The 20,843-nt window shown below is 69.7% G+C and carries 17 protein-coding genes and 3 pseudogenes; 6 read left to right on the top strand and 14 right to left on the bottom strand.

Going from position 1 to position 20,843, the window contains the following annotated elements; translation table 11 throughout:
* Positions 1-104 precede the first annotated feature (104 nt).
* The 4 genes and pseudogenes from ACH45E_RS45355 to ACH45E_RS45370 form a co-directional block, all read left to right on the top strand.
* Positions 105-1,835, top strand: coding sequence for a DUF6087 family protein (locus ACH45E_RS45355; protein ID WP_361458041.1), 1,731 nt, complete (start codon positions 105-107; stop codon positions 1,833-1,835).
* Positions 1,836-1,906: 71 nt separating this feature from the next.
* A complete protein-coding gene (locus tag ACH45E_RS45360) occupies positions 1,907-2,353 on the top strand; it encodes a hypothetical protein (RefSeq protein ID WP_361458044.1) in 447 nt (148 codons plus the stop codon).
* Between the two features lie 502 nt (positions 2,354-2,855).
* Positions 2,856-3,815 (top strand): 5'-nucleotidase, encoded by a 960-nt coding sequence (locus ACH45E_RS45365; protein ID WP_361458047.1) that lies wholly within the window; start codon positions 2,856-2,858, stop codon positions 3,813-3,815.
* A gap of 93 nt (positions 3,816-3,908) precedes the next feature.
* Positions 3,909-4,085 (top strand): annotated as a pseudogene (locus tag ACH45E_RS45370) (transposase family protein); the annotation flags it as partial.
* Positions 4,086-4,397: 312 nt separating this feature from the next.
* Here the strand turns inward: ACH45E_RS45370 and ACH45E_RS45375 are convergent.
* From ACH45E_RS45375 to ACH45E_RS45435, 13 genes and pseudogenes are all read right to left on the bottom strand, one after another.
* A complete protein-coding gene (locus ACH45E_RS45375; protein WP_361458050.1) occupies positions 4,398-5,147 on the bottom strand; it encodes a PIG-L deacetylase family protein in 750 nt (249 codons plus the stop codon).
* A gap of 130 nt (positions 5,148-5,277) precedes the next feature.
* Positions 5,278-7,602, bottom strand: a complete 2,325-nt coding sequence (gene fxlM / locus ACH45E_RS45380; RefSeq protein WP_361458053.1) for a methyltransferase, FxLD system — start codon at positions 7,600-7,602, stop codon at positions 5,278-5,280.
* Positions 7,603-7,642: 40 nt separating this feature from the next.
* Positions 7,643-8,626, bottom strand: a complete 984-nt coding sequence (locus ACH45E_RS45385) for a GNAT family N-acetyltransferase (RefSeq protein WP_361458056.1) — start codon at positions 8,624-8,626, stop codon at positions 7,643-7,645.
* Positions 8,623-9,432 carry an aminoglycoside phosphotransferase family protein gene (locus tag ACH45E_RS45390; protein ID WP_361458059.1) on the bottom strand — a complete coding sequence of 270 codons (810 nt, stop codon included), beginning with the start codon at positions 9,430-9,432 and terminating at the stop codon, positions 8,623-8,625. The genes ACH45E_RS45385 and ACH45E_RS45390 overlap by 4 nt, the downstream gene beginning before the upstream one ends.
* Positions 9,433-9,450: 18 nt before the next feature.
* Positions 9,451-10,065: an NUDIX domain-containing protein gene (locus ACH45E_RS45395; RefSeq protein WP_361458062.1), complete on the bottom strand. Its 615-nt coding sequence runs from the start codon at positions 10,063-10,065 to the stop codon at positions 9,451-9,453.
* A gap of 791 nt (positions 10,066-10,856) precedes the next feature.
* Complete coding sequence (locus ACH45E_RS45400) at positions 10,857-11,849, bottom strand: NUDIX domain-containing protein (RefSeq protein ID WP_361458065.1); 993 nt, start codon at positions 11,847-11,849, stop codon at positions 10,857-10,859.
* A gap of 785 nt (positions 11,850-12,634) precedes the next feature.
* Positions 12,635-13,052 (bottom strand): annotated as a pseudogene (locus ACH45E_RS45405) (thiopeptide-type bacteriocin biosynthesis protein); the annotation flags it as partial.
* Positions 13,027-14,178: a helix-turn-helix domain-containing protein gene (locus ACH45E_RS45410; protein WP_361458068.1), complete on the bottom strand. Its 1,152-nt coding sequence runs from the start codon at positions 14,176-14,178 to the stop codon at positions 13,027-13,029. The pseudogene ACH45E_RS45405 and the gene ACH45E_RS45410, both read right to left, overlap by 26 nt.
* Before the next feature lie 28 nt (positions 14,179-14,206).
* Positions 14,207-14,713: pseudogene (locus ACH45E_RS45415) on the bottom strand (transposase); the annotation flags it as partial.
* Complete coding sequence (locus ACH45E_RS45420; protein WP_399042881.1) at positions 14,689-15,261, bottom strand: winged helix-turn-helix domain-containing protein; 573 nt, start codon at positions 15,259-15,261, stop codon at positions 14,689-14,691. The gene ACH45E_RS45420 and the pseudogene ACH45E_RS45415, both read right to left, overlap by 25 nt.
* A gap of 511 nt (positions 15,262-15,772) precedes the next feature.
* A complete protein-coding gene (locus tag ACH45E_RS45425) occupies positions 15,773-16,192 on the bottom strand; it encodes an ester cyclase (protein WP_361458237.1) in 420 nt (139 codons plus the stop codon).
* Between the two features lie 44 nt (positions 16,193-16,236).
* A complete protein-coding gene (locus tag ACH45E_RS45430; protein ID WP_361458240.1) occupies positions 16,237-17,187 on the bottom strand; it encodes an alpha/beta hydrolase in 951 nt (316 codons plus the stop codon).
* Between the two features lie 134 nt (positions 17,188-17,321).
* A complete protein-coding gene (locus ACH45E_RS45435; protein WP_361458243.1) occupies positions 17,322-18,086 on the bottom strand; it encodes a 3-oxoacyl-ACP reductase family protein in 765 nt (254 codons plus the stop codon).
* A gap of 129 nt (positions 18,087-18,215) precedes the next feature.
* Between ACH45E_RS45435 and ACH45E_RS45440 the strand changes: the two genes are divergently transcribed.
* Positions 18,216-18,809: a TetR/AcrR family transcriptional regulator gene (locus tag ACH45E_RS45440; RefSeq protein WP_361458245.1), complete on the top strand. Its 594-nt coding sequence runs from the start codon at positions 18,216-18,218 to the stop codon at positions 18,807-18,809.
* Positions 18,810-19,090: 281 nt separating this feature from the next.
* Here the strand turns inward: ACH45E_RS45440 and ACH45E_RS45445 are convergent, their stop codons facing one another.
* Entirely contained in the window at positions 19,091-19,798 is a 708-nt protein-coding gene (locus ACH45E_RS45445) for an SDR family NAD(P)-dependent oxidoreductase (protein ID WP_361458248.1), read from the bottom strand.
* Between the two features lie 145 nt (positions 19,799-19,943).
* Between ACH45E_RS45445 and ACH45E_RS45450 the strand changes: the two genes are divergently transcribed.
* Positions 19,944-20,645 (top strand): helix-turn-helix domain-containing protein, encoded by a 702-nt coding sequence (locus ACH45E_RS45450; RefSeq protein WP_361458251.1) that lies wholly within the window; start codon positions 19,944-19,946, stop codon positions 20,643-20,645.
* The last annotated feature ends 198 nt before the right edge of the window (positions 20,646-20,843 follow it).

Raw genomic sequence — 20,843 nt, forward strand, 5'->3', positions numbered from 1 at the left:
TGGAACAGCTCCCACAACTCGTCTGGCACCAGCCGCTCAACAATCCCCACCACGGCCCACAGCATAACGACTCGGCCAAATGAGATGACCTCTTACTCCACGCGGTGTGGTCTGTGGCGTGCGGCCTGGAGGCGGATCTCGGTGGGCGGGTCAGGGTGGCCGGTGGAGCGACGAGCGGTGCTGAGCGGGCCTTCGCTGGTTCACCCCGGGCGCACGGGTGGACCGTCGCCTACGGCCCGTACGACGAGAACGCGTGGGCGAAGGCCGCCTACTCGGACACCACCCTCGTCACTCGCATCGGCCCCGTACATGCTGACCACGCAGAATCCGGGAAGCCCATCGCCGGGCACCCCACGTCGTCCTCCACCCTGCCGAGCCTGGTCGTCACGATGCTCGAACACGGGCGCCTCACCCCGGGCGTGCGCCTGCTGGACCTGGCCACCGGCTCCGGGTACAGCGCTGCCCTCGCCTGCCAGCGCCTCGGCGACGACCTGGTGACCACGCTGGACGTCGACCCGTACCTGACCCAAGCCGCAGCCGAACGGCTCGACTGGATCGGCTGGCATCCAACAGTCGTCACCGCGGATGCCGCAGTGGACGAACTGCCCGGCACCTTCGACCGGATCGTGTCGATGGTGTCGATGCCTCGCATCCCCGCTTCCTGGCTGGCCGCGCTCGCCCCCGGCGGACGGCTGGTGACCACGATCGAGGGCACCGGCCTGATCGTCACCGCGGACAAGACCGAAGACGGCGGCGCCAAGGGACGCGTCGAGTGGGACCGCGGCTCGTTCATGGCCACCCGCTCCGGCGACGACTACCCGCCCGCGTTGAACGAGGTCTTCGCCCAGGCCGCCGAACAGGAAGGGGAAGAGTTCACCAAGTCGCCCTTCCCCGTGCTCGATGTCATGCAGGCCTGGGAGGTGTGGTCGATGCTGTCCCTCAAGGTCCCTGGCATTGAGCACCGCACCGGCACCGATGACGACGGCAGCCGCATGACGTGGATGCTGTACGCGGATGGGTCCTGGGCGCGGGCGAGCACCAGTCCGGGCGAGCGGACCACGACCGTGCACCAGTCCGGCCCGCGCCGCCTGTACGACGAGCTCGACGACATCCGATGGTGGTGGCTGCGGCACGGAGAACTCCCCGTCTACGGCGCCCACGTCACCATCAACCCTGACGGCACGACCACTCTGACGAGGGGGATGGACGGCAACTCTGTGAGGCCGGCTGCTGGTTCCCCGCCACCGTGCCGACGCGGCAGACTGGACGGGTCGACAAGGAGGGGGTACCGCATGGACGACGAGCCTTTGGAGCAGTGGGCGGAACGTCGCGAGCAACGCCGCCCGGTCCGCGGGGAGCGTAGGGCCGCCCCGCTTGGCGGCCAGGCGCAGCAGGGAGCCCACGTCGGCCCTGACGCGCCGCGCGGCATCCAGGAGTGGGACGGGCACCAGTGGGTTCCGGTGGGTGTCGCCGAGGACTTCCCGACTGCCGCCCAAGAGACCGGCGAGAGTGCAGCGGCTCGGGCGTACCGGGTCCCTCTCCCCTCGTTCGCAAGCTCCCCAAGGCGCCGGAACCTTGGCGGCCGACGGAAGTGTTCCGCCGCCCCGACACCGACTGACCTGTACTCCGCTGCCCCCTCTCTCCCGAGCCGGGTCATCAAGCAGCCGCTGTACGGTCCCGCAATCCCATGCCCGGACCGTTCGGCGGCTCCGGCCGCGGCACCGGCGCCCTCACGCACGCCTTGGGCAGGAGCCGGAGTCACGGCCCACCAGCCTCCCGCAATACACCTGGATCGCTCCCGTACCCGGGGGTGTTGGACAGGGTGTAACGCCTGACGCGTTCACCCCGTCCATATGGCATCAAGGCGTTGACGCAGGGGGGCCACTGATGTAACGGGAGACGGTACGTGACGACAGCGGTTGTACGAGACCAACTGGAACTGCAACTCTTCGCCAACCTGTTTGATGAGCCGCTGTACGCACCCCCGCCGGCCGCGGCCGCCCCGGTCGCCGTCGACACCCGCGCGCACGTGTGGATCGTCGCCGCCGAGATCAAGGTCGAAGACCGCATTGCGAAGGCCACCGACTTCCAAGGCTCGTTCACCGCCAGCCCCGGCACCCGCGTCGACGCCCTTGAGGTCTACTGCCGGGCCTGCCGCCGTCCTACGAAGACGTGGTCGGCAACGACTGCGTGCCCTCATCAACAACCGGCACCTCATCGGCGGCGACCAGACGGTACGCGCCAAGAGGAAGGTCCCCGCCCGCCTCCGCACGCGAAGATGATTCCCGGCGGCACCATCCAGCGGCGCGGCATCAGCGCCTACGCCTCCGGCGTCTCCCGCCCCGCCCGATAGGAACCCTCTCGCATGCGCGTCTACCTCGCTGGCCTCGCCTGAGCCGCGGCCTCACCTACAACAACACCGGCGGCGACGCCTTGGGCGGCCGCGGCTGTAGCCAGCATCGTCACCGTCCTGGCCTGGGCCGGAATCGCGTACGCGGGCGATTACCGAACTTGCTTGACTCATGTAGGAATCGGACACCCGACATGAGTCGCTCGTTTCGTCAGCCTACGGCTGTTCCAGGGCAGTCTAGTCGCAGTGAACCACTCCCGCCCCTGCCGCCGCGCCGGTGGTGCGGCAGACAGACCCGAACCGTACGCCGGGCCAGCCCGCGGAACGGGGGTGGCGGACCACTCCGTTCTGCACGGACGGTCGCCGACCGGGCAGATCAACCTGAGCGGCGAGCCGCTCCATCCCTTGCCCCGTATGAGGGCGCCTCGGCGCCGGCTGCCCTCGTAGCGCGCGGCGACTTATCCTGATTGGTGCGTGTGTGCGAATTCGTGCCGGGGAGGACGCGGTGGCCGTCTACGAACTCAAGAACCGCCTGGTCGTCGGTATCGCCTCCAGCGCACTGTTCAACCTGGCGGAGGCGGATGCGGTCTTCCGTGATCAGGGAGAGGAGATCTACCGCGCCTACCAGGAGGAGCACTTGGACGACACGCTGGAAAAAGGGGTCGCCTTCCCCTTCATCCGCAGGCTGCTGTCCCTGAACGACCTCTCACCCGACGACCCTCTGGTCGAGGTGATCATCCTGTCCCGCAATGATCCCGACACCGGTCTGCGGGTCATGCGGTCCATCCAGTCCCACGGCCTGCCGATCAGCCGGGCCATCTTCATGCAGGGCCGCTCGCCCTACCGCCTCATGCCCGCCCTGAACATGTCCCTGTTCCTGTCCGCGAACGAGGACGACGTCCGCGAGGCTGTCGCGCTCGGGCTGCCCGCTGGCCGCGTGCTCGGCCCAGCCGTGGCCGACGAGGGCGATGACCAGGATCTGCGGATCGCTTTCGACTTCGATGGAGTCCTCGCCGACGACGCCTCGGAACAGGTCTACCAGGTCGACGGCATCGAGGGCTTCCGCTTCCACGAAACGACGAACGCCGCCACTCCTCACGACCCGGGCCCCCTGCGTGACTTCCTCGCAGGCGTCAACCGGCTCCAGCGGCGCGAAGAAGAACAGCGGGCTGAAGACGCCGACTACAAGATTCGCGTCCACGTCTCCCTCGTCACCGCCCGCGACGCACCAGCTCACGAACGCCCGGTGCGCAGCTTGAAGAACTGGGGCGTGACCGTCAACGATGCCTTCTTCCTCGGCGGCATAGACAAGAGCACGATCATGGAGGTCCTCAAGCCTCACATCTTCTTCGACGACCAGGTCGGCCACCTGACCGGCACCGCCCGCAGCACGCCCAGCGTGCACGTCCCGTTCGGGAAGATCAACGAACCGGATCGCCGGGCGCCTGAGCAAGCGCAGCAATGAGCCTCGCCCCGGACTGAATCCGAGCCGCGAAACGCTCATCCGACTGGACCCGTTGTGGCATGAACGGCACCAGGCCAGTCTTGCTCCAGGCTCCGAAAGCGGGCGATCGGCGCCGGTGCGAAGCACCGGCTGGTCTTCGTCGACCGGCTCTTGGTCACCCTCGTGCACCTCCGCCACGGGGCCACGCACGACGTGCTCGCCTGCTGGTTCGGCGTGGACCGCTCCACCATCACCCGCGCCGTCGGCGAGGTGCGACCCCTGCTCGCCGACCATGATCGGGAGTTACACCGAACGTCTTACAGTCCCCCGGGACACCGGCCACCTCGTAGGTGATGCGGCCTCACTCGCAGCGGCCCGTACGTACCTCGGGTGTTGTGCTCCCTGTCTTGGCAGTCGGCCCTGGAGCTTGTGCCGGTCGGCTCAGGGTGGGGGTGGCGTCGGTCGTCTGGTGGGGGGACGGGGTGAACTGGGCATGGCTGTCCATCTTTCAGGTCCGGTCGGGTAGGGGGGCGGAGAGGTCTGGTGACGGCGAGCGCTGCCGGAGTCGCGCAGCCTGTTGATCGCCATGCTTCGAAGCGCTGCTCAGGGAGCCAGGGTCCGCAGTCCAGGCGCTTCCGGTGCGACGCGGAGTCGGGTGAAGCATTCGGTGCTGAGGATCCGGGCGCGGGTTTCGCCGTCGAGCCGCGAGAGAAGCGCAGGCAGCGGCCGTTTGCCCTCCATCTGGCTACGGTGCGAGCAGATCGCGGCCCACTTCTGATCGAGCCACGCCGTCACGTCCACGGTGGTGGTCGCGTACGCGTTCGGCACGCTCAGCAGCGTCTTGCCGACGCCTTGTAGCAGCGGTCCCAGCTCGCCGATCCCGACGTCGGGATGCGTGGCCGTGTAGAGGGCACTGGTCTGCCACGGTTCTCCGGTCTCGGGGTAGAGCTGGGCGAAAGCGGAAGCCTCGACTGCGAGGAGGGTGACCTGGTGGGTGCGCCGGTGGTCCGGGTGTCCGGTGAGCTGGCCGAGCACGTCATGGGTCACCACGACTGCAGGACGCAACTGCCGGATGTGCGAGACGACCTGGGCGACGGCCTCGTCCAGGTCCACGTCGCACCAACGAGACTGCTCAGGCGCCGACGAGGCGTTGCGGGCGTCGCGGTACCCGAGCATCCGCGGCCGGCCTGCACCCAGGACCGCCAGAGCGTCGGCGAGTTCGCCGGCCCGCGGGCTGTCCGGCGCCCAGGTCGCGGTGACGACCGCTGTGCGGGCGCCGTCAGCGGCGTGTTGGGCGAGCACGCCGCCCGCCAGGAGACTCTCGTCGTCGGGATGGGCGAACACTCCGAGCACGGAGGGAAGTCCATGCGCGAAGGCCGGGGGAGTGGGGGTCGCCACGGGTTGGAGGCCTTTCTCAGGAGTGGAGAGTGCCGGGCATCAGATCAAGGGCGGCTGGCTGGCGGCGGCGATCACTCCCTTGGTGTCAGGCACGCTGTCCGCGTGCTGCAAGCAGGCTCCGGGCCTCGTCGGGAACGCGGTCCGGCCGGTCCGGCCACTGAAAGACGAGCCGTACGGAGGGCTTGTCGAGCACATCACCGGCGGGCAACTGCTCGTCGGGGGTGCCAGTGGGATGGACGGTCATCGGCGGGTAGCCGCCCTCCCGCACTCTCCGGTTCCAGGTGCGCACACAGGCGGCGAAGCGCTCCGCCAGCTCCTTGGCGGCCGGACCGTAGGCGTGGATGAAGAACTCGGTGAGGCGGTCGGCCCGGTCTGAGGCGTCCTTGACCACGCGATATGTCAGGTAGGCCAGGGAGCCGTCCGCCAGCATCGCCGCCGCGTCCTGGTGCGTGACCAGCGTGGATCCCTCCCGGGCGGCCAAGCGGCAGAACCCGGGCAGCGTGGTGGCGGCGTAGACCTGCAAAGTCTCGAAATTGAAGGTGCCCCGGACCACGAGTCCGGTGCTGAGCTCGTGCCGCGGCCCGCGCAGGGCCTCCTCGAGCCCGGCCGTGTCGCCGGGAGCCCCGTCTTCCCACCGCAAGGTGACTTCGCCATCGGCCAGACGTACTGCGGGGGCGGTGCAGGCGGCGCTGCCGCGGTCGCGCACGAACCCGCAGTACGTCCAGTGCTCGCAGTGCAGCACGTCGTCGCGCCGGACGAGGGTGAGGCAGCGGGTGTAGCCGCCCATTCCCAGCGGCACCACCAACCGCCCGCCCTCACGGAGTTGTTCGCGCCAGGCCCGGGGAATGTCAGCCGCATTGTGTGTGATCATCACCCCGTCGAACCCGCGAGCAGGGACGTGTGCGGGTGCTCCCAGAGCACCGTCGCCGAGGACGGCGGTGACTCGGCCGCTGCCGGCCTCCGCGCACAGTCGTTGCGTGCGGTGCACCACGTACGGGTCGACGTCCACGGTCACCACGCGGCCGCGATCACCGAGAACGTGTGCCAGAAGCTCCGCGTTGTACCCGCCCGATCCAACTTCCAGCACGGTCATTCCCCGCTCCACTCGGAGCTGCTCGATCATGTCGGCCTGCAGCCAGGCAGCGGAGACGGAGCTGAGCGCGGTCCCGGGCGATTCCCGGACTGTCACCACGGCGAGGTCGTCGTGGTACGCCGTTTCCAGCGGAGCCTCGGGGACGAATCGGTGCCGGGGTACCTCGCGCAGCGCGGCCTGGACCTGCGGCGACGGAGCCCAACCCTTACTGATCACGGTGTCCGCCATCCGCTCACGCAACCTGATTGCCTCGGCCGGTTCCCCGGGCACCGGCGGGGCGGCGGTGACGCACGCGTACGAGTGGACGGGCGGCAACCCCGGCAGCACCCCGGGCCACACCGCGGTGAGAGCCTGGGCGCTGGGCGCGAAGATGCTTCCCAGGGTGGGCAGGGAGTTCAGGTCGTGCCACTCCCAGCGCACGAACTTCTGCGGCTCGGGCAGACCGAGATCCCCGCTCCAGCGGGTGACGCGGACGACGGCGGTGATGCGGCGCACGTCAAGGCGGTCGTCGTGGAGCACGGTGATGACGTGCGCGTCCTCCACGCGCGCCGTCAGACCGGTCTCCTCCGCCAGTTCCCGCACCGCGGCCTCCGGTGCCGATTCGCCCGTCTCGATCCGACCAGCCGGCAGCTCCCACATGCCTCGGGACGAGCGGCCCAGCAGGACTCGGCCCCTCGCATCGGTGACCACTGCCGCGGCACCGAAGATGGCCTGCGGCTCGGGCCGCAGTTTCTCTTCCGCGCAGAACGACGCGGCCGGCCCGCGCAAGGCCAGTACCGCCAGGCCCTCCGCGTCGAACCGCTCGACGCGGTCGAACCCGTCGGTGAGCGCCGCGATTTCGCCCTCGTCCAGCGCGATGTGGCGCCGCTCTTCCGCGGTGTGCTCCACGACCGGCGTGATGATGACCATCACCCCGCCCTCGCGCAGCTGCTCGGCCAGACGGCGCAGGACCCGGGCACGGTCGCGGATGAACGCGATGCACAAGCGCAGGACGATCAGGTCGTAGCCGTCCTCGGCGAGGCCGGCCAGGTCGTCGTGCTCCACGTCCAGGCATAGCCAGCGCACCCCCTCCACCCCGGGGTGCTCCGCGCGGGCCCGGTGGAGCGCGCCCTCGGCGAAGTCCGCGCCGTCGACGGTGTACCCGAGCGAGGCGAGGTATACGGACATCTCCCCGGTGCCGCAGCCGACGTCGAGCGCACGGCCACCGACGGGCGCCGGGGCGTGCTCGACGAGCAGGCCCTTCTCCTCGTCCCCGAGTCGCCGGAAACCGCGGCCGCTGGTGTAGTGCTGGGACCAGTCGGTCCGGGTGTATCCCACAGATCGCTCCTCGTTCGTGAAAGACGCGCGTGGTGGTGCTCTATCGGGGCAGGTTGACGGGCCCGTACAGGGAAGCGGGCTGTTTGGTCTGCAGCGCCCAGTACCGGTCGCCGTACGACCGCTCACGCGGGTTGAGGGTGATGCCCCGAATCTGCTCATCGGTCAGGCGCCCGCCATCGAAGATCAGCTGCAGCGTGCTGTACGGACGCCTCTCCCGGGGCTGCCCGTACACGGTGGCCAGCAGTCGGGGCGGACCCGCGGCGGTCATGCCGGTCTCCTCCCGGCACTCGCGCACCACCGCGTCCCAGGGCCGCTCGCCCAGATCCATTGCGCCGCCGATCATGTGCCAGGGGTGGCCGGGGGAGTAGACGGAGTGCAGCTGGAGCGGCCGGTCGTCCTTGTCGGTGACGTAGAGGCACACGTACGCGGCCGCCCGGGGCAGTGCGTCGGCGTACTGCTGCGGCGGCACCCACGTCGAGTCCGGCTGCGCACCAGGCGCGGCACCGGCGGGTTGGTGGTGGCGGGTCATCCGCATGAGCGCCGGGTTGCCACTGAAGCCGAGCTCCCGGTACAGGGGCGCGGCCTCCGGGCTGGTGTGCAGCTCGAACAGGGTGACATCCTCGACGTCGGCGAGGTGGTCGAGGAGTGCGGATACGACCGCCCGGGCGTAACCGCGGCGCCGGTGGTCCGGGTGCGTGGCGACCAGCTGCACGCGGGCTGCCCGGCCTCGGGGGTAGGCCGGGGCCGGGAGCACGGGGTGGATCAGGCCGAGGGCGCAGGCGGCCATCGTGCCGTCCGGGGCGTCGACGACGAAGGCCCGGGCGTCTCCCGTCGGCGTCAGCCGTGGCGCCAGCTCCTCCGTGCACTGCCTGGCCCAGTCCTCGGTCAGCGGTGAGGACAGGACGTATTCGGAGCGCATCCGGGTGATGGCCTCGGCGTCAGCGGCGGTTGCCGCGCGGACCGGCGGCCGCCCGGCGGCGTCGCGCGGCTCGGCCGCGGCAGTGGGTGCCGTGTCGGCGTTCACGTCGCATCTCCTGTCGTTGAAAGGGCTGCACGGTGCTCGGCGCGCAGCCGGGCCAGCGTCCGCCGGCCGCGTTCGACCAGCTCGGGATCGCCGTGGGCGGCGCCGTACGAGATCCCGCTCACGGAATCGAGCGCTGCGTCGATGACGAGGCGGGCCTGTTCGGCGGTGGTCAGGGACCTGCCGTACCCGCCCACAAACGCCTCGAACAGATCCGGGCGGCCGGCCCAGGCGTCGGACAGGCGAACCAGATCCCGTACGGCCGGTCCCGGCTCACTGCGCTCGAGGTCGATCACCGCCACGAACTCACGGTCGTCCGTCTCGTCGGCGGCGTCACGGGTGGAGAGGATGTTGCGGAGCTGGAAGTCGCCGTGGGTCTCCACCCATTCCAGCGGTGGCAGGTCCTCGGCCTGCCGGACGAGCTCGCGGACGTACTCCTCATCACCCGGGAGCAGATGAGACCGCGCCCCGGCCAGGTGCCGGTCGGCCTTGGCCACGGCCGGGCCGCTGCCGGCAGGAGCGGGTTGCGGGGGAGAGGACTGGTGGATGCGGCGGGCCAGCGCGCCGATACGGTGGAAGACCGCCCTCTCCCGCTCCGGAGCAAGGACAGCGCCGTGCAGCGGGCGGCCCGGCACCGCGGTGAGGACCACCGCCCGCAGGGTCTCGTCGGCGGCGACCAGCCGCGGCGCGGCCGCCCCCAGCTCCGGCGCCCATGTCCGTAGCCCTCGCACTTCCCTGCCGTGGAACCGCTCGTTCTGGTGCACCTTCACGTACCAGGTGCCGCCCTGGACGCCGTGGACCCGCCACACGCGGCTCTTCTCGCGCGCTCATGACGTATCCGTCCACTGCGCGATCCGGCCGACCGCCCGCTCCGCGAACTCCACGACCGCGGCGTCGGGACGGGCGCCAGACGCCTGGCCGGTCACGTCCGTCACAAGGCGCAGCCGATCGGCGCAGGGGTCGAAGGCGATGCTGTCGTCGGGCAGTTGGAAGTGCACGGCGAGGCGCGCGCCGGCGGTGTAGGCGTCCAGACCTGCGCGGCAGTACGCCACCATCTGGGCGGGCAGGGCGGTAAGGGGTGCCCAGTCCATCGCGTCGCAGACGTCCGGCTCGGCGATCCCGGGCTCGCCCTTCCACTGCCGGACCTCGAAGAAGTGCCCGGTCCGGGAGGCGCCTCCGGGGCTGCGGTGGTGCACGGTCACGGCGGCCCGCACGTCGGCCGGGTCGATGACGACCCCGGTCTCCTCCCGCGCCTCGCGGACCAGGGCGGTGACCACGTCCTCATGCGGACCGTCCAGATGCCCCGACGGAAGGTGCCAACAGCCTGCCGCGTACACCTCACCGGCCCGTCGGGACAGCAGCACCTCGGGCCCCGGCGTGCCGTCGCTCACCGCGATCAGGTGGACGTCGAGTGGCTCGGTATGCCGCCGGCTGCCGCTCATGCGTCCTTCAGCAGTGTCCGCAGCGCAGCGGCGTCCTGCTGCAGCTGCCCCTCGTCTTGGCGCCCGCCGTCGAGGAACTGCCACGGCAGCGGCCCGCCCGCGCGGGATCAGCGTCCCTGGCGTACCGGGGGCAGACTTGGCTGTGCAGGTGGGGAACGACGTTGCCGAGGGTGTGGAGTAGTTCATCTTCACCGGCCGGTGGAAGGTCGTCAGGGCCCTGCCGCGTGCGAGGGTGTCGAGCCAGTAGGCGGCGGCGTCGGCTTCGGACAAGTCGGTGGGCTCGGCCACGTGCGGGGCACCGCGATGGATGAGCACGCAGTAGCCGCGTACGCGTCCGTTTTGCCACAGATACGCGTTGGCCACTTCACCGCGGCGAAGCAGGATGCCCCAGCCGGTGTCGTCCGCGGCGTAGTCGTTCGCGCACATGGGGCACCCGCCGCCGGAGCGGTGACGGAGGAAGTCCTCGGGCCAGCCGGCCGGCACGGCGGAGCTGTCGACTCGGACTCGGGGAGGAAGAGGGCTCTGATGGTTGGGCACCCATACTCCTGTTCGCTGGACGGCTGGTGTGCAGGGCAATGGCGACCCGCGCAGGCGAGGTCATAGCGTTGGCCGAGGAACGGTGGCGAGTGGCGGCAGCGTCCAGGTCAGGGCACCGGCCCGACGCAGGCCGGAGACCAGCCAGAAGGAGGCCTCCTGCGCGCGAGCCTGCAGCTCGAGCGGGCACAGTTGTTGGCGGATGGGCCGCTGTGTCGTGCCTGCCGCCACCGCGGCGGCCGTCCGCGCCGCGCCGGTCAGCCCTCCCACCCCAGTTCTGTGTATACGCGTCCGGCCTGAATGCCTTCGATCGCGGCACGGGTGTAACAGACGATCGGCTCAGGCAGGTCCTTGGCGCTCCACCACTGCCAGGCCACGCACTTGTCCGGCTCCCGCAGCGCCGGTGTGCCCTCCCAGTGGCGGGCGCGGAAGTAGAGCTGGATTCGGGGCGGCGCAGTGGGCTGATCCCTCATATGCACGGTGTGGACCAGGTCGACGTCGGTCGGGTCGATCACAAGTCCCGCTTCCTCATATGCTTCCCGCACGAGACATGCGGTCGCGGCTTCCGCCTCGCAGTGGCCCGCCAGTACGTGCCAGGACCCGCCCGCGTACGCCGAGTCGGGGTGCCGCAGGCCTAGCAGGACTTGGCCGTCGCGTTCCAGGTAGAGGTGGACGCCGACCACGTTCAGTACGGTCCCGGCTGGCGCCTCCACCGACTCGGGCCCCGGAGCCACCGGGGGTTCCTCTGCGGGCGCGGGGTGCTCGGCGGCGTGCCGCTCCAGCAACGTCCTGGTCGACGGCAGCATCGTCATGTACGGGAACTTCTCGGGCCGCACCCAGGCGAGCATCACGCCCTCTGTGAGGGAGAGCTGGGTCGGGTCGCCGTTCCAGCGGCCGGAGAACAGATGGATCGGCACACGGGTTCCGTCGGTGCTGGTGACGTGTTCGACCGCGTACGGCTCCAGGTCCGCAAGGGTCAGACCGGCCTCTTCGCGCAGCTCCCGCCGGACCGTGTCGAGGAGGGTGCGGTCCTGCGGCTCGTGGCCGCCGCCGAGCAGCGACCAGCAGCCGGGCTCCCAGATCCATGGCTTATTGGCGTCACGTAGGTGGAGCAAGTAGCGGCCTTGGCCGTCGTGGATGATCGCGGACGCGTTCACCGCCTCGGGCGGCTGGGTGCTGTCGGCACCGTCCGCGGCTGTCGCCTTCGACAGGTCCTCGACCCTGCCGGTGTCTCGTTCGGCTGGCGTCAATGCGTTCCCCCCTTGTGGATGTGATGGTGGCGTCGCCATGTTCAACGACGCCGCACTGATTTCGAACGCCTGCTCTTTCGGACGGGTTGCGCACCCTGGGGTTGAGCGGTTCTCCCAAGGTGCCCAGTGCACCGACCCTTGCCGCGCAAGAGCACGCGCCCGCGGCGGATTGGCCGAAACGCCGACGCCCAGGCGCTGCGTCTGTGCGTGAACGTCCGGGGTGAAGATGCGGGAGAAGTCCATGAAGCGGGCAGTCGCTCGCGCAGCCGGTCGGCGCCGGGAACAGTGCGGCGGCGCTGCGCCCGCGGATGGTGCGGTGGGCGGAGGCAGGGGTGGCGTCGATCTGCAGGGAGGAGACACAGTCCCAGATCGCGCTGTCGGGCTGGATGAAGTGCAGTGTGCGCCCGCCGATACAGCCCTTGACCGTGGACGTCGTGCGGGGAACACCGGCGGTGACCTGGCCGGGGTAGGAGCCGGCCGGCCGGGAGTGTCAGAGGCAGGCCGGCGGCGTACAGCTCGGCGAAGGCGCCGGTGAGCGCACCGGTGTCCTCGGGACGCAGCGAGAGCTGCTCGTGGAGGAGGTGGTCGTCTTCCAGGGCGATGGGCTGCGGGACGTAGTAGTCGACGCCGAGGTCGGCGGCGTAGCGCCCCATCGCGGGGATCTGATCGATGTTCAGGCGGGTGATCACGGTGTAGATGCCGACCCGGGGGCCGTCGTCCTTGCGGGCGGCGACAAGGGCGTCGATGCCTTCGACGACGTCCTGCCAGCCGTGCTCGCCCTTCGGGTCCGCCCACGCGCTCACCGCACGGGCCGTCTCGGCAAGGGATTCCGGGCCGGGGAGGGTGATGCGTATGCGGAGGTGCTGGTCCGGGTCGCGGAAGCGGATGAACCACCACGGCGGGTCGCCGAGCTACTCGAGGAGGGCGGGGAGGTGCTGGGAGAGCAGGGTGTCCTGGCGGCGGGGTCTGTGTACGAGGCGGCGAGCAGCACCGAGGAGGCACCGGGGCTCTGAATTTGGGCCGGGGAGAGGGTGCGGGCCCGTGTGGGGGCGGGCAGAGACGGCTACGCCGGTGGCCGCGTTGCTTTGAGGGGCACCACTACCTCGTGGGCTCGCCTTTCACACCAGCCGTACGCCTTCGGCCCCGGAGCCTCGATAGTACCGCCAGACCTACATGGTCAGGGTGCTGGCGCAGCAGCGTCCGCGGGCGCGACCAGCGGAGAGAAGACGATCTCCTCGGGTGACTGCGCCATCAGCTTGGTGAGGACGTGCACGGTGGCGTAGTCGTCGCGCTGGATGCGGTTGCAGTTCATGACCTCGATCAAGTACCGAGTGCGGCGCTCCAGCGGTAGTTCGGGGTTGATCTCCACGGTGTCCGCCAAGCGCAGGGCCTCGCTCGCGTTGCCCTCCTCGGCTGTCAGATGTACCTCGTGCATCGCCACGTTGGTGGGGCCGAAGCAGGTGTGCCAGTCGTTGCGGTCAGAGCCGACGCGTGCGGCCGCGGATTTCGCTCCGCGATAGAGATCCCAGGCGACTGGGCCCTTCGCGGCGCGCACCGCGGCGACGGCTGCCTGCAAGTGCAGCGCTCCGTGAGCCGACCAGTGTTCCGGCGACGAGCCGTCGTTCGGGGCGCAGTTCGCGATCGTTGCCCGCGCCAGCTCGACGCTGTCGTGGACTTCGCCGGCGGATGTAAGGACGCAGGACAGGTTCCAGGCGGCGGCCGCGATGAGAGCCGGGTCGCCGGCGTTGTCGGCGAGTGCCAGGCCGCGGTCGGCGGCAATGCGCGCGAGGGTCGGCTCTCCGACACGGCGAAGCCAGATCTGGTGGAGCCCGTACAGGCTGACGAGTTGGCGCAGCGCCAGCTGTTCGCCGGGCCCGGGCCCGGTCGCGTCGCGTAGGACCGCATGTCCTTGCCGGAGCAGGAGGGGCAGGCGGGCGCCCACGTCCTGATAGCGGCCCTTGGACTGTGTCTCGTTCACCTTCCACGCGTCGTCGACGTCTTTCTTGAAGTCCTCGACGGTCACCGAGCCGACGGCGGTGGGAAGCATTGACGAGGGCAGGGACAGCGCGCTGCGGATTTCCGGGACGTGCTCGTGCTCCGTATCCAGGCCGGCGCCGACACCGGACAGGAAGCCGCCCGTGAGGTCTTCAAGGGTGCAGCGCAAGACCCTGGCCAAGTCGAAGAGCAGCGAGAGCTTGTCGATCGGGATCTGCTCGTGCTCTACCTTGTAGACCCAGTTCTCCGAGCGGTCGATCAACTCCCCGAGACCCTTTTGAGAGATGCCGCGCCGCTCACGGAAGTACTTGACCCGTTGTCCGATGGTGAACAACTCGCGTGCACTTACTGACTTCGGCTCTTCAAGGTGACGTTGGATTGTCGAGGGTGAGGCCGGTGCCCGTTATAAGGCCGTCGAGGGTGTTGGGCCGGTACTGGAGGCGTTTGAGCCGGTTGCGGACGAGGGCTTCGAGTCGGTCGAGAGCGACGACGGCGAGGTTGGCCAGGCTGCGTTCGACGTGTGCCCATACCCACTCGACCGGGTTGAGGTCGGGCGAGTAGGCAGGCAGTAGGAACACCGTCAGCCAGGCCCGCTGGGCGATCAGTTCACGCATGGCGTGGAAGACGTGGGTGTTCAGGCGGTCCCAGACCAGCACGATCGGCGCCTTGACGAGGTGGTGAGTGCCGTCGATCAGCGCGATGAAGTCGCGCTCGCCCATGCTGCGGCGCTTGCCCTTGCCCGCGGGGTGAGTGCGCAGGCGGTGGCACAGCCGGGTGCGGGAGCCAGGCCGCATGGCGATCAGTCCGGCCACCGACAGGCGCCCCGAGCGTCGCCCGCTCACCGTCACGACCGGGGTGCGGCCGCGCCGGCCCCAGGTCCGTCCTCTGGGCGGCCGGCGGGTAAAGCCTGCCTCGTCCTCGAAGCAGACGTAGCCTCCGCAGGCCGCCCGCGCTCTTTTACCTCCGCCCAGGTCGCCTCCTTCCAGACGGTGACGGCCTGCTCGTCGCGCTCGGCGACCCGCCGCGCGGGGACCTGAGGGCTGAAGCCGAGCCGGCGCATCAGCCTCGTGGCACCCGAGACGCTGTAGGAGACGTGGAACTTCCTGCCGATCAGTGTGGCCACCCTCGCGGCCGTCCACACCTGGTCCTCCACCCAGCCGTGCGCGGCCGGGCCCTGCTCCAGATACATGGCCAGTTTCTCCAGACAGCGCGGGGACAGACGGCACCGCGATCCGCTCGGGCCACGGGAGGCCAGGGCCCGGACACCACCCTCCCGCCACAACTGTTGCCACTGGTAGGCCGACTTCCCGCTCACCCGCAGGCGCCGTGCGACCTCCAACGGCTTGACGCCCTGGCCGAACAGCTCGGCCGCCTGCATCCGTACCGTCTCCCGGCGCAGCCGTCCCGCAGGAGTCAGCCCGCCCCCATCCGCATACCTCACACCCCACCGAATACAGCCACCACACCAGACCCATCAGGGACTTCGGGAAAGTTCACCCCAACGAGCCGAAGTCAGTAACCGCCTTCTCAGCTTCAGCACCTCAACCGCTAACAGTTGGGCCATGAGATCGGCTAAAGCTTCATACGCTGCTGAAATTGCCCGCCGAAGTGATTCGGACGAGTGACGACCGTCATGATGGGAGCACACTGCGCTGGCGGTGGGCGAATACTCGTGGATCCGGGTACCGACGCCTACGCCAGCCAGTCGGACTGGCGGCGCGTCATCCCCAGACCGGAACGGCCGGCCGACGTGGTCAGCGGTGTCTTCGCTCTGCACCATGTCAATCGGCCTTCAGCACCCGACGGGGCAACAGCGTGAGCCATGGGAACCCCCGGGCGAAGGTCTATAAGGCGATCAACTTCGACTCTTCGCCGGGGGTCCCTTGTCTGGTCAGCGCACGCCGCGCTGGTGCATCTTTGCTGCTGTTTCAGTCGGTGAGCTGCATCTGCATCTGCAGTTGCAGCAGTTCCTCGACGTGCCGGATCTCGACGATCCGGCCGTCGACCACGCGCGCGAGATCGATGCCGGAGCAGGTCACGTCACGGCCGGTCGCGGGCAGTCCGAACCAAGGGCCGGTGTGGGTCGCTGTGACCACCCACTGGGAGACGACCCAGCCGTCGTCGGTCTCGGCCTGGTAGACGATCTCGTGGTGAGGGTTGGTGAACCCGTCGCGCATGGCGGCGACCATTGCCTTCATCCCCTCGATCGCCGAGGGAGCCCCTGGGGGGAGGTTGTGGTCGATGAGATCGGGCGAGACCAGGGTGTCCAGCGCGGCGATGTCGCCCGCGTCGAAGGCGGCGAACACGCGGGTAGGGACATCGCGGGCGGAGGTGGGTTGGCTGTTCATCAGGGGTTTTCCTCTCACTGCGGTGAGCCGGCTTTCGCAGGTGGTCAGGCTGTGGGGGTGGGGTAGAAGGCGTTGATCTCGGCCAGGACGCGGTCGGGTGCTTCGTGGAGGAGGAAGTGTCCGGCGCCGGGGACGTCGGCGGAGGTGGCGTGGGGGGCGGCGTCCTGGAGGGGTGGCAGGACCATGTCGGCGAGGCCGGCCTGGGTGATCATGCGGACCGGGATGGTCAGCGGGGTTTCCTGGAGTTTGGTGTTGTCGGCCTCGTCCTGGGTCTCGGTCCGGTAGAGCTCGAAGCCGGCGTGCAGGACCTGGGGGCGGGAGTACAGCCGGACGAACTCGGCCATTTCGTCGGCGGAGATGTTCTCGCCGGCGGTCTTCATCCCCTGGAAGAAGTGGGTGAGGAAGGTCTCGACCCGGCCGGTGACCAGTTCCTCGGCGAGGGGGCGCTGCTTGTTGAAGGAGAAGTGCCAGAACATCGACTCGATTGCGGCGAACTTCAGGTTCTTGCCGGTCAGGCCGTAGTCCATGAGGAACAGGCCGGCTATCTGTTCGCGGTACTGGGCGGCCAGCGGGTAGGCGACGCTGACGCCGAAGTCGTGGGCGACGACGTGTACGTTCTCGCGGTGGCCGAGGTGGACGAGGAGCTTGTGGACGTAGGTGGCCAGGACCGTCTTGGCCCTGGAGGTCGGGTTCCCGGTCGAGTCGCCCAGGCCCGGCAGGTCGATGGCGATGACGGTGCGGCCGGGCAGCAGCGAGGGCATGACCTGGCGGTACTCGTACCAGCTCTGCGGCCAGCCGTGCAGCAGCACCATGACCTGCGGGCCGTCGCCGCCGACGACGTAGTGCATCTGCATGTCGTCGATGGTGGTGAAGCCGTGCCGGAAGAGTTCGTTGAACTCGGCGTCGTCCTTGGTCGCCGCGTCGTAGCCGGGGCTGAGCGGCTCCTCCGACCCGACGGCCAGGGCGGTCGTGGGGGCTGTGGTGGAAGCGTTCATGATGGTGCGTCCTTTGTGGTGGTGGGTGCCGTCATGCGCGGCGATACGGCTGGAGGCCTCCGCTGGTCGAGAACTCTGGGCGGAGCGCGAGCGCCGGGACGTTCAGGGGGAGTGCGGCCGCCCGGGGTGGGCGGTCAGACGGCGATTCCGCCGTCGACGTTCCAGCTGGTGCCGGTGATGAAGTGGGCTTCGGGGCCGGCGAGATAGGCGACGGCGCTGGCGATGTCGGCGGGCTCGGCGAATTGGTCGAGCGGCATGAGCTGCTTCAGGGATTCCGCGTACGGGCCTGAGTCGGGGGTCATGTCCGTGGTTGTGGGGCCGGGCTGCACGTTGTTGACGGTGATGCCGCGCGGACCGAGTTCGCGGGCCAGTCCCCGGGTGAGACCGGCGACGGCGGCCTTGGTCAGGGCGTAGACGGTTGCGCCGGGGAAGGGGACGCGGTCGACGATGACGCTGCCGATGGTGATGATGCGACCGCCCTGGCCGAGGTGGGGAGCGGCGGCCTGGACGGCGCTGAACACGCCCCGGACGTTGACCGCGACGAGCCGGTCGAACTCCTCCAGCGGGAAGTCCTCGATCGGTGCGGCGTGGGAGACGCCGGCGTTGTTGACGAGGATGTCCAGTCCGCCGAAATGCTCCGTGGTGCGGCTGACCGCGGCCCGGACGGCTTCGTGGTCCGCGCTGTCCGCCTGCACCGCCAGGGCGCCTGTCGCCTCGGCCACGGCGTCGGCCTGGTCCTTGGCACTGGCGTAGGTGAAGGCGACCTGGGCGCCGTCGGCGGCCAGACGGCGCACGATCCCGGCACCGATGCCCCGGGACCCGCCCGTGACCAGGGCGGTTTTGCCTTCGAGGGGCCGTACGCCGGACCGGGTGGTGCCGGGGGCGAGCTGGGTGCCCATGGGGGTCTCCGATTTCTTCAGCACTTCACTTACGAACCGAACCGCTCGGTTACTATATCCACGATGACACTAACCTGAGCAAGCGCGGGATTCATTCCGCGGCGGCGAACTTTTCTCAAGGAGGCTTCGATGCCCAGCACGGGACGGCCCCGGTCCTTCGACACCGACGAGGCACTGGAAGCAGCGATGCGGCTGTTCTGGGCCGAGGGCTACGAGGGCGCCTCGCTCGCCGCGCTGACCGAGGCCATGGGGATCAACCGGCGCAGCATCTACGCCGCCTTCGGCAACAAGGAGGAACTGTTCCGCAAGGCCGTCGACCGCTACGTGCAGGGCCCGGGAGCCTTTGTGGCCCCGGCTCTTGAGCTGCCCACCGCCCGGCAGGTCGCCGAGGCGATGCTGCACGGAGCCGTCAACGCCCACACCGCGCCCGGCTGCCCGCGCGGCTGCCTGCTGGTGCAGTCCGCGCTGGCCGCCGGCCCGGAAAGCGAACCGGTCCGCCGCGACCTGGCCGAACGCCGGGAGGCCGGAGTGGCCGCCCTGCGCAAACGGTTCGAACAAGCCCAGGCCGAGGGCGACCTGCCCCTCACCGCCGACCCGGAAACCCTCGCCCGCTATGTAAACACCGTCGGGCAGGGCCTCGCCGTACAGGCCGCCGGCGGTGCCAGCCGAGAAGACATGCACCGCGTGGCCGACCATGCACTCAGCACCTGGCCGAGCAACTGAAGCCTCGCGACGCCGGCAGGCCGGTCTGCGGGTGCGAACGGATCCGAGTGGTCTGACGGGGCCGGGTCTCGTCGCCGGGCCGCAGGAGCTCATGCGTGCCTGGTCGACGATGACGAACGCATCCTTCTCGGCCGTCCTGCCCGGGCCGCGACAGGCGGCCGACACCTGGTCGTACGGGCCTTCCCCCGTGAAGCCGGGTTCACAGTCGCGTCGCGGCGCTGGTCCGCCGCGCCGCGATCGGGGTTCGACGAGGGGGCCGAGTCGGCGGAGCCGGCGCGGTGTCAGGCGCGGGGGAAGCCCTCGGCATCGAGGCGGAAGACGAGCTCGGCCTCGTCGCGCTTGGCGGTGTGCAGTTCCCAGTAGAGGGGGGTGATCTGCTCGGGCTTGGCCGCCTCGATGCCGGGGATGACGGAGACGCCGATCGAGGAGTCGATGCCGACGTGGGCGGCCTGGATGCCGGTGCCGGCGTCGGCCAGTTCCTTGTGCAGGTTCATCGCCCAGTTGCGCAGCGCCGCGGCGGCGGCGTTCACGTTGGCGACCCGCGGGTCGGGCCAGATCGAGCCGGCGCCGGTGGTGTAGAGCAGGGTGCCCGTACCGGCCTCCCGCATCGCTGGCAGTACCGCCTGGGTGGCAGTGATGGCTCCGTAGAGCTGGAAGTTCATCTCGAACTCCACGTCCCCCGGCTGGGTCCCGGACGGCGAGGTCAGCGTGGTGACGCCGAAGGTGCCCACGGGGGAGTACTCCAGGACATCGATCCCGCCGAACCGCGCGACGGCGTCCTTGAGCGCCTGGGTGAGCGCGTCGCGGTCGAGCACGTCCGCGGGGAACGCTGCGGCGGTGATGCCGTCGGTAGCGAGCGTGCCGACGAGACCGTCGAGCTTCTCGCGGTTACGGGAGATCAGGGCGACGTCGAAGCCCTGGGAGCCGAAGGTGCGGGCGATGGCCAGGCCCATCTGGGGGCCGGCTCCAACGATGGCGATGGTGGTCACAGCGATCCTTTCCAAAAGCTGGCCGAAGGAAGAAAGCCATCCGGATAGCTCTATCCATTTCAAGATTCGGATAGGCCGCTCCGGTTCACTGATGTCACCGTACCACCGAAAGTGGATAGGGCAATCCGATTGCTAGACTCGCGGTATGACCCCTGCCGCCCCGCATCCCGACGGCCCCGCCGCCCAGCCCCTGCGCAGCGACGCCGAGCGCAACCGGGAGCGGATCACCGTCGCCGCGCGCAAGGTGTTCGCGCGTGACGGTCTGGGTGCCTCGATGGCCTCGGTGGCCCGTGAGGCCGGCGTGGGGATCGCCACCATGTTCCGCCGCTTCCCCACGAAGGAGGAGCTGGTCGACGCCGTCTTCATCGACCGCATGGACGCTTACGCCGACGCGGTCGCCGTCGCCCTGGACGACCCCGACCCCTGGCACGGGTTCGTCGGCTACATCGAGACCGCCTGCGCGATGCAGGCCGCCGACAGCGGCTTCGCCGACGTCCTGACCACGACCTTCCCCACCGCCAAGGCCCTGGAGCGGCGCCGCAACGAGGCCTACGAGGGCATGGTGGAGCTCATCAACCGGGCCAAGGCGACGGGTCGGCTGCGCGAGGACTTCGACTCCTCGGACCTGGTGCTGCTGCACATGGCCAACGCCGGTGTCGTCAACGCCACCGGCGAGGCCGCCCCCGACGCCTGGCGCCGCGTCGTCGCCCTGCTGGTCCAGTCCTTCGAGGGCCCGGCCCGCGGCCCCCTGCCTGCCTCACCCGGGCACGACGACCTCTACAAGGCCATGCTCCGCGCCGGTCCGCCGGCTGTTGCGGCGCCCGAGCCGGATGCGGGGGACGACTGACCTGGGGCTGGAACAGCCTTCTCTTGGTGCTCGATCCCTCACTGAGCTCTGCCCTGGATGGTGCACTGACATTTCGATGACGCGATCATGGTGACGGTGACGCGTGTCAGGGACCAGTTTTTCTGCGTAGTGGGCGGGGCTGTGAGCTGGGACTGTGCAGGTGTATTGGTTGGGGTTGGGTGCTTGATCACCCAGTGA

This window comes from Streptomyces sp. NPDC020299 (genome assembly GCF_044387825.1).
Lineage (GTDB): Bacteria > Actinomycetota > Actinomycetes > Streptomycetales > Streptomycetaceae > Streptomyces.

Excerpts from the sequence above, each read along its gene's own strand:
- ACH45E_RS45395 (WP_361458062.1), bottom strand. The coding sequence starts at position 10,065 with ATGAGCGGCAGCCGGCGGCATACCGAGCCACTCGACGTCCACCTGATC.
- ACH45E_RS45425 (WP_361458237.1), bottom strand. The coding sequence starts at position 16,192 with ATGAACAGCCAACCCACCTCCGCCCGCGATGTCCCTACCCGCGTGTTC.
- ACH45E_RS45430 (WP_361458240.1), bottom strand. The coding sequence starts at position 17,187 with ATGAACGCTTCCACCACAGCCCCCACGACCGCCCTGGCCGTCGGGTCG.
- ACH45E_RS45435 (WP_361458243.1), bottom strand. The coding sequence starts at position 18,086 with ATGGGCACCCAGCTCGCCCCCGGCACCACCCGGTCCGGCGTACGGCCC.
- ACH45E_RS45440 (WP_361458245.1), top strand. The coding sequence starts at position 18,216 with ATGCCCAGCACGGGACGGCCCCGGTCCTTCGACACCGACGAGGCACTG.
- ACH45E_RS45450 (WP_361458251.1), top strand. The coding sequence starts at position 19,944 with ATGACCCCTGCCGCCCCGCATCCCGACGGCCCCGCCGCCCAGCCCCTG.